Origin of the sequence: Faecalicatena orotica (assembly GCF_003149245.1) — a bacterium.
Lineage (GTDB): Bacteria > Bacillota > Clostridia > Lachnospirales > Lachnospiraceae > Faecalicatena_A > Faecalicatena_A orotica.
Genome location: NZ_QGDL01000022.1, coordinates 21,950 through 35,474 on the forward strand (window position 1 = coordinate 21,950; position 13,525 = coordinate 35,474).

Genomic DNA, 13,525 nt, shown 5'->3' on the forward strand with positions numbered 1-13,525 from the left:
ATGAGCGTTAGTATTGATGTGGCTTGGAAGAGCCTGAACAAGCACCACGAAGAATTATGCGGTGATAAGGTGGAGATATTAAAGACCGAAGATTCCGACATTGTGATTCTTGCGGACGGGATGGGAAGCGGTGTGAAAGCGAACATTCTGGCGACACTGACCTCCAAGATTTTAGGGACGATGCTGTTTGAAGGTGCCGGGATTGAATCCTGCGTGGAGACGATAGCGAAGACCCTTCCGATCTGTCAGGTCAGGAAGGTGGCATATGCAACCTTCAGTATCCTGCAGATTTTCCATAATGGGGAGGCCTATCTGGTGGAATTTGACAACCCGGACTGCGTCTTTGTGCGGGATCAGAAGATCGTAAAATACCCGTATGAAGAGCGGGTTATAGAAGGAAAGAAAATTCACGAGTACCGGTTTCAGGTCAGGCAGAATGACTGCTTTGTACTGATGAGCGACGGCGTGATTTATGCGGGGGCCGGGGAAATATTGAATCTACAAGGCTGGACGTGGGAGAGCATGGCCGAGTATACACTGCAGTGTACGAAGAAGACGCTGTCGGCTTCCAGACTCGCAGCTCTTTTGAGTCAGGCATGTGACGACCTGTATGTACAGAAACCGGGCGACGACACCACGGTAGCCGTAGCAAGAGTCATCGAGCGGAGAGTGGTGAATATCTTTACAGGGCCGCCGAAGAGCAAGGATGAAGATGAAAAGCTGATGCATGAGTTCATACATATGGAAGGGAAAAAAGTTGTATCCGGCGGAACCAGTGCCAATATCGCAGCCCGTGTGCTCCACAAAGAGATTGTTACCAAAATAGACCGCAGCGATCCGTCCGTTCCCCCGATGGCGTCCATCGCCGGACTGGATCTGGTAACTGAAGGCGTGCTGACCCTCGGAAAGACGTTAAAGCTTTTGAAACGATATATCAATGATGAGTTTGATGTTGAATTCTTTGACGAGCTGGATGCTAACAACGGTGCATCGAAGCTGGCAAAACTGATTATAGAAGAGTGTACCGAGCTGAATCTGTTTGTAGGTACGGCGGTTAATGAGGCACATCAGGACCAGGAACTTGGATTCGACCTGAGTGTGCGGATGAACCTGGTTGAACAACTGATCCATGCGGCTGAAAAAATGGGAAAGAGAGTCACGGTAAAGTATTATTAAACAGACTTTATAAGAAAAAATTTCTTAAAAAATGCCTACCCTGTCCGACCAACAGAGTAGGCGCATCCTTGATTAGGATGTAAACAATACTTGAGGTTCCACCTTTTGGGCGGTGCTCTTTTATGAAACTACTATAACACATTTCTTTATATATCGAAAGTAATAGGTAATCTAATATTTATATCAACTTTGTTACCGTGCCTCAGGAATGATGTATACATTAGGATAAGCCTGGCCTGCTAATATGATTTCTACAGATCCGGCGGCAGTCTGTCTGCTGCCGAGGATTCCGGAACATTCGTCGTAGTCTATTTTTTTCAGTATCTGTCCGATTTTAGCGGGGTCTGTGATGGTGATTCCTGCGCCGGATGTGTAATCTTTGATATAAGCTTTTGCATCCAGATCATCCTGACCGTCGATATTCGGGTAGTATGTGATAGAAGTTACATCTTCCGGGGCTATTTTCTCCCGAAGGGTAATTCCATAATCATGCAGCAGTTTTAATGTGCCTGTATATGATTTATAAATATAGAACTGTCCGAGCTGTGCGGTTTTTTCACCCGCATAGATGTCCTGTTCCGGGTATGTGTTTGAAATCTCCAGAACCAGTTCGCCCAAGGGGGATTCATATTGCAGATCGGCAATATCTGCTGCCAGAACGTCTTTTTCATATGCCTCGAGAAGCTCATTCTGCTGTTCACGGCTGAGCGGGAGGGACATGGGCTGGTAATAGAGGTCCTGCACGGAAACCTTTAACACATCATCTTTATCGAGATGGAAGACAGGAAACAGTTCTCTCCGGTAATCCTTATTTTCACACAGCTTTGATAATGTATTCAACAGTCCGGTGCGGTCGACGGCATATCTCCGGTAAATATCTCTTCCGTTTTTCATACCATACCTTACAGAGATACTTAAATAATTGTAGGAGGAAGATTCATAATCCACTGTCTTGGGCGTAATCTTGTCCTGTACATTCTGGATACCGTCTTTCGCCAGCTGGTAAAGCGGCGCATAATCGGTAAAGGCGGCGTTTTTGGCAGTAAGCTGGTCGTAGGAGAGAGAGTAGATGTTTTCGGGGTAAGTAAAATAGCCCGAAAACAAGTCTGCATAAACAGACATATTGTCAAGTCTGCGCTCCGGCGGCAGGTAAGAGTCATAGCCAAACAAATCGAACTGCAGAATACAGAGAATGACGATGACTGCGCCGACAGAGATTCCCGAAGAGGCCTTCCCAGAAAGAAGTTTCGCGAGATCTCTGTGATAAATAAATTCGATGAGCATACACAAAAGGACAGCGGCCAGTATACTGGTAATTATGAGCCACCTTACACTGCCATAAAATTTCAGGGAAATGATGAACATGCCCAGAAACAGCGAGGTGGGAATCGTTATCAAAACCTTAATCACCGGTGCAGAAGACCGGAATGCAAGGGCATTCTCAGCAGCCTCGGCAGGGTAATGCCGGTATACGAAAAGTGCGGCGCCGAGAAACAGGACGGCAGTTATGACCGAACAGATGATCAGGACGGGGGATGAGGGTGACGCTGTGGAGACCCTCAATACCTTCGTATACAGCAATGCAGGGGACGAATAAGACTGCAGTTTGTCTATAAAACCTGTAGGCATTCCATTATACCATGTTGCGAAAAACTGATCGGACAATCCATCGAACAATGAAAGTATAACGGTGCCGTAAACTAAAAGGACCAGTGATGCCAGAACGCCTGTGACGATCCGTCCTGTCAGGAACATGGCCAGGATACTAACGTGATAGCAGATGAGAAATCCCAGAATACCCCCCAGAAGTGCGCTTACACAGAGAAGTGGGATGTTTCCGGTCATCAGCCCATTCGCATAACCAAGCAGTATGGTGCAGAGACCAAACAGGAGGTATGGCACGAGAAAGATAAGCAGTCCCCCGGCATAAGAGATCGTGAACCACTGCATCCGGCTTAACGGCATCCCATGATAGAAGTCCTGTTTTTCTCTGGAATGCAGATAAGCAAAACCGCTTACTGCACAAAGTACGGCAATTACAAGAATAAATATGGAAAGAGGTCTGCGCCCGGTCCCATTGAGCATCTGGGGAAACAGTTCGGAGATCCATTTCAGGCTCTGTCCGTCTCCGGAGCTCTGGTGTTTCATCGTGTCAAGAGTGATCATCGTATAAACAGGCATCAGCAGGAAGGTAAAGACAGCGGTAAGTGCGGCGAGCCAGCCCCGGTTCCTGATGTCCGCTTCAATGAATTTAAAGTATGATATTTTTGATGTCATAGCCGGCTACCTCCGTTTCACTGATAAAGATTTCTTCAAGTGTCAGTGGCAGTACTTCTGCAAATACCGGATTCTTCCGGTTTACACATTGCAGGAGCGATTCCTTCGTTCCCCTTGCAGTAAGCAGAAGAAGGGAACCTGTCTTTTCGTACTGCAGAACTGTGAGTTCCTTTATAAGCTGCTGTTCCAGGGCTTCGTTCGGAAGTACACACTGAATTTTATGTACATGATATTTTAAATGGTCCAGCTCTTCGGTCAGAAGAAGCTTTCCGTTGTGGATGAGTCCGATGCTGTCACAGATATCCTCCAGCTCGCGGAGATTATGGGAGGCGATGACCGGAGTGAAATCCCGCTTCATAAGTTCGGATGCAAACAGGCTCTTTACGGCCTGCCTCATAACCGGGTCAAGCCCGTCAAAGGTCTCGTCACAGAGCAGATAATCTGCCCCAGTGCAGATACCAAGCAGGATGGATACCTGTTTCTTCATTCCTTTTGAAAAGGTATTCAGCTTTCTGCTGAAATCAATATTGAGCTTATTGGCGAGTGTATTAAAAAGTTTACAATCGAACCTTGGATATGCCAGAGCATAATAATCACGCATAAAGGCTGCCGATGCATTTGGAAAAAAGTAAGGGGTATCTGATAAAAAACAAATCTTTTCTTTTGCAGCAGGGTTTTCCGATACGGGTATCCCGTCTGCCAGAACCTGTCCCTTATCCGGCATCAGTACTCCGGCGATCAGACGCAGCAGCGTGCTCTTGCCGGCACCGTTGCTCCCGACGAGTCCGAAGATCATTCCTTCCTTAATGGAAGCATTCATATGGTCGATTGCATGGACATTCTGAAACGTCTTATCAAGATTCTTTAATTCGATCATGACTCCCCTCCTTCTGAATAATACTGGTCTATATAATTCCTGCATTCGTTCTGGGTGATGCCGATTTCCCTTCCATAAGCAAGCAGAGCGTCCAGATCCTGAAAAAATGCCTGCTTCTTCTCTTCAGCCAGCTTACCGGAACCCGAGACAAAATTTCCTCGCCCCTTAACCGGGTAGATATATCCCTGCTGTTCCAGCTGTGTATAGGCTTTCTGGATTGTATTGGGGTTAATCGAAAGCTGCAGGGCAAGTGAGCGGACAGAAGGCATCTGGTCATCCGGTTCGAGAACACCCTTTAAAATGAGCATCTCAAACCGCTCTACAATCTGTTCGTAGATGGGGATCCTGCTCTGATAATCAATGGTAATCATACCGGTCCTCCTGTTTTCTTGAGTGTATCAAGTGTACTATTTCAAATAATACACTTATGATAACATGATGTGGTTAAACTGTCAACAAAAGAAGAACTGTTTTCACTTGAAAAAAAACTGTTTTCCTATTGCTAATTAGAGGGATTTAACATATAATTATTCGTAATTGATAATTTTTTAACTATATTATACAATGGTTGATTTACAGCAGATTTTTTTGTTCTGTAAACAAAATGAAGGAGGTATCCCATGTTAGAACAGACCTACTATGATAAGGCCGATGAGATTATTGAATCGCATGGAGCCAAAGCGGCATCCCTTATCCCGATTATCCAGGACATTCAGACAGAGTATCGCTACCTGCCGCCCGAACTGCTAAGTTATGTGGCGGGAAAATTAGAGATCAGCGAAGCAAAAGCCTACAGTGTGGCAACTTTTTACGAGAACTTTTCTTTCGAACCGAAAGGAAAGTATATCATTAAAGTCTGTGACGGAACAGCCTGTCATGTCCGCAAGTCTATTCCTATTCTGGAGAGACTTTATACAGAACTGGGGCTTTCGAAGGAGAAAGCGACCACGGATGATATGATGTTTACGCTGGAGACAGTATCCTGTCTCGGGGCCTGCGGACTCGCACCGGTTCTGACGGTGAATGACAAGGTCTATCCGGCTATGACCCCGGATGCAGCTGCTGAACTGGTTCGTGAATTGAGAGGAGCTTAAAGATGGAAAGAATTGAAAACAGAGAAGCTCTCGGAAAGGTTCGTGAAACTTCCAGAGCAGAAATCGAGAAAAGTAAATGCAGAGTCCTGATCTGTGCAGGGACAGGCTGTCTGGCAGGAGGCTCAGGCGCTATTTATGACAGAATGTGCGAGCTGGTCAAAGAAAATCCGGATGTGGAGGTGCACTTCGGGCCTGAAATTGCACACGGCGACGGGGAGATCGGCATCAAGAAGAGCGGATGCCACGGTTTCTGTGAGATGGGTCCCCTCATGCGGATCGAACCGCAGGGAATCCTGTATACAAAGGTACAGGTTGAGGACTGTGAAGCGATCTTCCACAGGACAATTGAAAAAGGGGAGCCGATCCGCCATTTATTGTTTAAGCAGGATGGAATCGAATATCAGAAGCAGGAAGACATCCCATTTTATAAGAAGCAGACGAGAAATGTCCTGAAGAACTGCGGACACATTGATTCAGAGCATATCGAGGAATATTTTTCCACAGGCGGATATCAGGCGCTGGAAAAGGTACTGTTCCATATGAAACCGGAAGACGTGATTCAGGAAATTACAGAAGCAAACCTGCGCGGACGCGGGGGCGGCGGTTTCCAGACAGGGTATAAATGGTCACAGGTTGCGAGGCAGGCGGAGAAAGAACGCTACGTTGTCTGTAACGGTGATGAGGGCGACCCGGGTGCTTTTATGGACAGAAGTATCATGGAAGGCGACCCGCATAAGATGATCGAGGGTATGATGATCGCGGCATATGCTGTCGGCGCATCACAAGGGTATATCTATGTACGTGCAGAATACCCGCTGGCAATCAGCCGTCTGAAACTGGCGATTGCCCAGGCTGAAGAGTGCGGCCTGCTCGGAGACGACATTTTAGGAACCGGTTTTTCATTCCATTTACATATCAACCGCGGCGCGGGAGCTTTTGTCTGCGGTGAAGGAAGCGCATTAACTGCATCGATCGAAGGCAGCAGGGGTATGCCCCGTGTAAAACCGCCAAGAACGGTAGAACAGGGCCTGTTCGGGAAACCGACCGTATTGAATAACGTAGAGACGTTTGCTAACGTTCCGATGATTATTTCAGAAGGCGCAGAGTGGTTCAAGAGCATCGGGCCGGAGAACAGCCCGGGAACGAAAGCATTTGCCCTGACCGGAAGTGTAAAGCACACCGGATTGATCGAGGTCCCGATGGGGACGACACTGCGTGAAGTGATCTATGACATCGGCGGTGGAATCAAGGGCGACGGAGAGTTCAAGGCCGTCCAGATCGGCGGGCCGTCAGGCGGCTGCCTCATCACACCTCATCTGGATGTAAATCTGGATTTCGATTCCCTTAAAAAAATGGGGGCCATGATCGGTTCCGGAGGGCTGGTTGTCATGGATGACCGCACCTGTATGGTAGAGGTGGCGAGATTCTTTATGAATTTCACACAGAATGAAAGCTGTGGAAAATGTGTGCCATGCCGGGAAGGGACGAAGCGTATGCTTGAGATTCTGGAACGTATTGTGGCGGGCAACGGAAAACTGGAGGATCTGGACCTTCTGGAGGAACTGGCAACGACGATCACAGAGACAGCACTGTGTGGTCTGGGCAAGAGTGCGGCACTGCCGGTTGTAAGTACACTGAAGCTGTTTAGGGATGAATATGTAGAGCATGTGGTGGAGAAAAAGTGTGCGTCCCATAACTGTACGGCGCTCCGTAAATATATCATCAGTCCGGAGAGGTGCAAGGGATGTTCCAAGTGTGCAAGGAACTGTCCGGTTGGCGCGATAACCGGGCGTATCAAGGAACCATATGTCATCGACAATGAGAAATGTATCAAGTGCGGTGCCTGTGAGAGTGCGTGTGCATTTGGCGCAATACATGTGGAAGGATAGGAGGATTCGAACATGAATTATATGACAATTAATAATAGAAGGGTAGCCTTTACTAATGAAAAGAATGTTCTTTCCGTTATCCGCAAGTCAGGAATCGATCTGCCGACATTCTGCTATCATTCAGAACTTTCTACATACGGTGCATGCCGCATGTGCGTGGTAGAAGATGACAGGGGCAGGGTATTTGCGTCCTGTTCAGAGACACCGAGAGACGGGATGGTCATTTACACAAATACCCCGCGGCTCCAGCACCACAGAAAGATGATTATTGAGCTTTTACTGGCTTCCCACTGCCGTGACTGTACAACATGTGCGAAAAACGGTGTCTGTACCCTGCAGAAGCTGTCCAGACAGCTGGGTGTCATGGAGGTCCGTTTCGAAAATAATAAGAAACAGCTGCCGAAAGACATGACTTCTGAATGTATCGTCAGAGACCCGAATAAATGCATTCTCTGCGGTGACTGCGTAAGGACCTGTGATGAAATACAGGGGCTCGGTGTTTTGGACTTTGCATTCCGAGGTTCCAAGATGCAGGTTACCCCGGCGTTTAATAAGGACCTGGCGCAGACAGACTGTGTAGGCTGTGGACAGTGCCGTGCAGTCTGTCCGACAGGTGCGATTACCATTAAGCAGAATGTAGGCGCTGTGTGGAGGGCACTGGCAGATAACAACACAAGAGTCGTAGTGCAGATCGCTCCGGCAGTCCGTGTAGCGATTGGAGATAAATTCGGAATCAAGAAGGGTGAAAATGTATTAGGACGCCTCGTTGCGGCACTGCGCCGGATTGGTTTCGATGAGATTTATGATACAAACTTTGGCGCAGACCTGACCGTTATGGAGGAATCCAAGGAACTGGTGGAACGTCTGGAATCAGGGGAGAACCTTCCGTTGTTCACATCATGCTGCCCGGCATGGGTGAAGTTCTGCGAGAAGAAGTATCCGGAATTCAGGAAGAACATTTCGACCTGCCGCTCCCCGCAGGAAATGTTCGGTGCGTTGATTAAAGAAGAGGCACGTATGAATGCTAAGAAGGATACGAGAAAGACGATGGTAATCTCCATCATGCCGTGTACGGCGAAGAAGTCGGAGATTACACGTCCGGAACACTTTACGGACGGGGAGCAGAACGTGGATTATGTACTCACGACCACAGAAGTAACCCGTATGATCCAGGAAGCCGGAATCGACCTCGCCCAGGTAAAACCAGAAGCACTGGATATGCCGTTCGGCATCGCATCCGGTGCAGGGGCAATCTTTGGAGTTACCGGCGGTGTTACCGAAGCTGTCTTAAGAAGACTTGTGAACAGCAATAAGGTAGAAGATCTGGAAGCAATCAGTTTTACCGGAGTGCGCGGCGTGGACGGAATCAAAGAAGCAAAGGTACAGTTAGGTGACCGGGAAGTCAGAATCGCAGTCGTAAACGGGCTCCAGAGCGCTTCCGAGGTTCTGGACCAGATGAAGGCAGGAGAGGTGAACTATGATTTTGTAGAGGTTATGGCATGTAAGAGAGGATGTATCGCCGGAGGCGGACAGCCCGTGCCGATTGGACCAAGAACAAAGAAAGCAAGACTGGAAGGACTCTACAAGATCGACAACCTGGCACAAATCAAACTGTCAAACCAGAACCCGATCGTCATGACAGCCTACGACGGAATCCTCAAAGGGAAAGAGCATAAACTTCTGCACAATGAGTATTCGGCTGGTGAATAAGGGGACGCCTGTGGCAAGACAGCCGCGGAAGTTCCGGCAGGGCCTGTATGGTCTGTTTGGATGCTGTCCATTTACGAAGAACCACTAATGATAAAATCGGCCTTTCACAGGGCATCGACCACATTTACCGTCCAATCTTGATGATTGAACGGTGCAGGTGGTCTTACAATCTGTTTTGGAAAACAGATTGCATCCCTGTGAAAGGCCGATTTTAACATAAGTGGTTCTAACGTGCATTCTACGCATCCAAACAGACCACACAGACCCAGCCAAAACTTCCACGTCTGCCTTGCCCCAGCCTCACGTTCATCCACCGGACGAAAAATCATTTGCGGAGGTTTACTGTCTGCCAGTGAAGTGTAACGAGCTGTCAGAAGCCGTAGAATAAACTTAAAATGATATCACACCATAACTGAAAACTTCTTACGCCAGGTTCTATTTATCCTGCGAATTGATACATTGCTGCCGCCGAACGACGCCGTCAGGCGGAGATTTTTCCGCTGGCTGGATGAAACAGCTTCATGAAAGGGGGATGGGGAAGGGGGCCGGGGGTGGTATGTGGGAGTTCGAAATACTGAAGTGTGTTTACGGATACTAGAAAAAATGACGTCTGCAATGCAGGAAAAAATATGATTCCGAATCATATTTTTGGAGAACCCAGCGCGAGAAATCATCAGATTTCTTGTGATGTGTTCTCCGTGCCTGCATTTCAGACGTCATTTTTTCGTAGAATCCGTTAACAACACGGTGTGTATTTCGAACTCCCACATACCACCCCCGGCCCCCTTCCCCATCCCCCTTTTATGAGGCGTCCTCCTCCAACCACCCCCCAGAAAATCCCCTAGTTCTCTTTTTGTGGATTTTGTATAGTTTTGGGGGTGTTTTTTTGTTAGTGATTTTAAAATGAAAGAAAAATGTAATGTTTTGTGCTGATTAGTTTATTTTTTTGTTTGATGTGAGGGGGTAAAATGGAAATATCTTAAGAGATGACAGAAAACGGGTCATGAAAAGATAAAAACGAAAAGACACGAAGAAGGGGGGCTGTAAGATGGACAGTCTGAAAATCATCAGCTGGTATGAGGTGTTTCCTGACGGGGATGGACGGAAGATTTATGCGGAGACAGTTTTAGGCGGGAAAGAGATTCATGCAGAAAATGTGATTGAAGTATCAGGCAGAGAGATTGCAGTTGAGGATGCCTTTTTACAGGAAGAGGGATGTGTTAAGATCGTCCGGCGTATCAGGAAAAAGGAGAGCGCAGGGACGGGACGCGAAAAGAGCGGGATTGCATTTGGGATGGATATCCTGTTAGATGAGGGACGGCAGCTGCGGTATGGAATTCCTTCCTGCCGGTATTCTTCCGGGTTGAAAGGGAAACATACCTATATGGAGGAACGGCTGACGGCACCGATGGTTATGGCATATGTGGAAGGTACACAGACCGCGGTTTCTCTCGCAAGAACGAGGACACCTGAGTGTTCGCAGGAGGAAGAAAGGAAAAGAGGGGATTCCTGTTTTCTGCACAGGACCCTGGCCGGTTCCCTTGGATATGAGTGGCGGGATGGCAGGGAGAACTTCCTGTGTGCCCGCTGGCCCTATGAGGAGATGGACAGCAGTGTGGCGCTTGATTCGAAGGGAACGCCTGTACAGGCCTTTTATCCGGTGGATGAAGAAGCGTGGGAGGCCGAACTTCATTATGAGATTAAGTGTACTTGTGACAGAACGTTTACCGACAGCCTGTATGAGAGATATCAGGAACTGGCGGGGGAGTTTGAAAATGAAGGACACCAGATAGTCAGCCTTCCGTTTACTTTACAGGAGGAAATCATCTGCCGGGAGACAAGCCTTATGAAGAGCTACCGGGAATTTGGGGAAGACGGGGCAGGATTTTTCTTTCATTTTGATCCGCGCAAAGGATATGGTTCCGAGCCGTCGGGATTTGGGACTTCCTTTAATACGATACCACACAGCACTTATGTACACATTCTGGAATATGGATTTACCGGAAGGCAGAACCACGCGGCTTTGATACTGGCAAGGGACAAAGGCGGCGAATGGGTGGAAAGGGGCAGGAAGGTGGTGGATTTCTTCCTGAATCACTGTATTCTGGAGAATGGCTGGGTCTACTCACTCTATGACCTTAGCAAGGAGGAGCCTTTCTTTTCCTTCGGGGATCCGGAGGCACCTAAGCTCCATTATATGGATTACAGGGAAGCGAAAGGTAATTATCTCCGGACCATGACAGAACCGATGAACGATGTACTGGAATGCTATAAGTGGTATCACGATCAGGGAAGTGAGCAGAAACCGTGGCTGGAGGCTGTGATACAGTTTGCAGATCTGCTGGTCTCTCTTCAGAATGGGGACGGTTCCTGGTACCGGGCTTATGAGCCGGACGAGACGCCTGTCTTTATGCTGGAGGACCCGGGGATGGCAGAGCGGGAAAGAGAACGGGGAAGAAAAGCGGCATCGGCGATTCCTATCGTGTTCCTCTGCAATCTGGCAGAATACCTGCGCAGCAAAGGAGAAGATGCAGATGCCGGCAGCATTGTATTTAGATGGCAGGGCTATCAAAGGGCGGCTGTCAGGGCCGGAGAGTATGTCCTTTCCAGCGGATGCAGGGAGGAACTCTTTCAGGGCGGTACGCTGGATAACCCCAATGTAGTCGACAAGGAAGCGGCACAGTATGCGATGGCCGGATGCTGGCATTTGTTTGAACAGACCGGGGAGAAACGTTTTCTGGATGGTGCGGTGACGGCTGCAAGGCAGTTCGTGACATGGAACTATATCTGGAATGCGCCGGTGAAAAAGGAAACCCTTCTCTGTGAGAAAAAGTTCCGGACAAAAGGAATGGGAGCAATCAACTCAATCTGGTGCGGAGGCGTCGTTGATATTTATTCTTTGTTCCATATACGGGAGCTATATTTGACAGGACGCAGGGCAGGAGATACGTTTCTAATGAAAATGGCAGACTGGATCAGTACGGCGGCACACCAGATTATGTCCTGGCCGGGAGATAAGATGGGATTTACCGATATCGGGATGCAGCCGGAAGGTTTTGGCATCTGCCCACAGGGAATGGATGAAGGAATGATTCAAAAAGGGGATATATGGGGGACACTCGGATGGATTTATTCCGCCGGAATAGACGGCGTGGATAGATATGTAAAAGAACTGCGTAAGGCAGACTGAAGGAGGAAAAGTAATGAAGAAAAAAAGAGTATTGAGTGTGTTACTGGCGGCAGCGATGGCGGTTTCCATGCTGGCAGGGTGTGGTTCATCCAAGAAGGATGACCAGCAGAAGGCAGAGAAATCTGACTCAGGGGCAGTTGTCCTGAACATGTACCACAGCTGGAGTACGGATTCGGAGAGAGGGGCGGCGCTGGACAAACTGATTCAGGAGTTCAATGATGAGAATAAAGGAAAGATAGAAGTAAAAGTGACCGTGAACCCAGATTTCCCGGCATATCAGGAAAAAGTAAAGACGATGATTTCCACGGATACGACCCCGGATATCTTCCATTATAATTTTAACCCGAACGACCTGTCCAGACAGGAATCAGGGAAACTGATGGACTTTACAAAGTATATGGATGACGAGTGGGCTGACAGATTCGGCGAGGGCGACCTCGAGACGCTGACTGTGAACGGTGAAATCTCATCGATTCCGTTTGAAAAGGCCGGAGCGGTTTTTTATTATAACAAAGAGCTTTTTGCGCAGGCAGGAATCGACGAATTCCCTGATACATGGGACGGGCTCCTGAAGGCATGCGCGGACTTAAAGGATGCGGGAATCACTCCGTTTTCACTGTATACAGCAGACGATGCGTGGTATACATGCAACCTGTTTACTTATCTCGCGGCAAGCTATGCAGGGACAGAGACGCTCAATGAGGGCGGAAGCATTGATACGGCTGAGATGAAAAAAGCGGCTGAGATGCTGAGGAAATTCTGGGATTATACGACCGGGGATGCCATTGGGGCAAACTATTCTGTAGCTATGAATAACTTTGCGTCCGGTAAAACAGCGATTGCGATCGACGGCCCGTGGCTGATCGGTTCCCTGACGGATATCCAGGATAAGGTCGGGATTGCCAAAGCACCGTCATTCAAAGATGGCAAGGTGGCAGAGAATTATCTTGTGACAGATGCACAGACACCCTGGGCTGCGGCGAAAACAGATGATGCAGAAAAAGAAGAGGCAATCGTGGCATTCATGAAGTATATCACTTCCGAAGAAAGTGTTAAACAGCTGACGCTGGAAGGCGCGGTTTTCCTGTCACCGAAGTTAAATATGGAAGATCCTGACGTAAAAAATACAGAAGGGCTGCTTGGAGAATATCTTGCCCTGAATTCAGTTGTTGAGGGAAGTACCGTTAATATCCAGAGAAATCTGACGACAACAGCGAATACAAAACTGCCGTCTCTTCTGGAAAGCCTTGCACTGGACAGTGTGACTCCGGATGAATTTATCGGACAGCTGTCCAAAGAAAACCAATAGGAA

Annotated in this window: 9 protein-coding genes; 6 read left to right on the plus strand and 3 right to left on the minus strand. The window is 48.1% G+C overall.

The window, feature by feature from the left end:
• Complete coding sequence (locus A8806_RS24535; protein WP_109733802.1) at positions 1–1,176, plus strand: SpoIIE family protein phosphatase; 1,176 nt, start codon at positions 1–3, stop codon at positions 1,174–1,176.
• 192 nt (positions 1,177–1,368) lie between these two features.
• Here A8806_RS24535 and A8806_RS24540 read toward each other — a convergent pair whose 3' ends face one another.
• From A8806_RS24540 to A8806_RS24550, 3 genes are read right to left on the minus strand one after another with little or no spacing between them, the layout of a single operon-like run.
• The gene (locus tag A8806_RS24540; protein WP_109733803.1) at positions 1,369–3,453 is read right to left on the minus strand and encodes a DUF6449 domain-containing protein; all 2,085 of its coding nucleotides are present in this window, start codon (positions 3,451–3,453) and stop codon (positions 1,369–1,371) included.
• Positions 3,428–4,330 (minus strand): ABC transporter ATP-binding protein, encoded by a 903-nt coding sequence (locus A8806_RS24545; RefSeq protein ID WP_109733804.1) that lies wholly within the window; start codon positions 4,328–4,330, stop codon positions 3,428–3,430. Before A8806_RS24545 ends, A8806_RS24540 begins: the two co-directional genes overlap by 26 nt.
• Positions 4,327–4,701: a GntR family transcriptional regulator gene (locus tag A8806_RS24550; RefSeq protein ID WP_109733805.1), complete on the minus strand. Its 375-nt coding sequence runs from the start codon at positions 4,699–4,701 to the stop codon at positions 4,327–4,329. The genes A8806_RS24545 and A8806_RS24550 overlap by 4 nt, the downstream gene beginning before the upstream one ends.
• 249 nt (positions 4,702–4,950) lie before the next feature.
• Between A8806_RS24550 and A8806_RS24555 the strand changes: the two genes are divergently transcribed.
• From A8806_RS24555 to A8806_RS24575, 5 genes are all read left to right on the plus strand, one after another.
• Positions 4,951–5,424, plus strand: a complete 474-nt coding sequence (locus A8806_RS24555; RefSeq protein WP_109733806.1) for a complex I 24 kDa subunit family protein — start codon at positions 4,951–4,953, stop codon at positions 5,422–5,424.
• A gap of 2 nt (positions 5,425–5,426) precedes the next feature.
• Positions 5,427–7,313 carry an NADH-quinone oxidoreductase subunit NuoF gene (gene nuoF, locus A8806_RS24560; RefSeq protein WP_109733807.1) on the plus strand — a complete coding sequence of 629 codons (1,887 nt, stop codon included), beginning with the start codon at positions 5,427–5,429 and terminating at the stop codon, positions 7,311–7,313.
• A 12-nt stretch (positions 7,314–7,325) separates the two neighbouring features.
• Positions 7,326–9,023, plus strand: a complete 1,698-nt coding sequence (locus tag A8806_RS24565; protein ID WP_109733808.1) for a [FeFe] hydrogenase, group A — start codon at positions 7,326–7,328, stop codon at positions 9,021–9,023.
• Positions 9,024–10,071: 1,048 nt separating this feature from the next.
• On the plus strand, positions 10,072–12,213 hold the full coding sequence (locus A8806_RS24570; protein WP_109733809.1) for a hypothetical protein: 2,142 nt from the start codon (positions 10,072–10,074) through the stop codon (positions 12,211–12,213).
• A 13-nt stretch (positions 12,214–12,226) separates the two neighbouring features.
• Positions 12,227–13,522 carry an ABC transporter substrate-binding protein gene (locus tag A8806_RS24575; protein WP_109733810.1) on the plus strand — a complete coding sequence of 432 codons (1,296 nt, stop codon included), beginning with the start codon at positions 12,227–12,229 and terminating at the stop codon, positions 13,520–13,522.
• Positions 13,523–13,525: the final 3 nt, after the last annotated feature.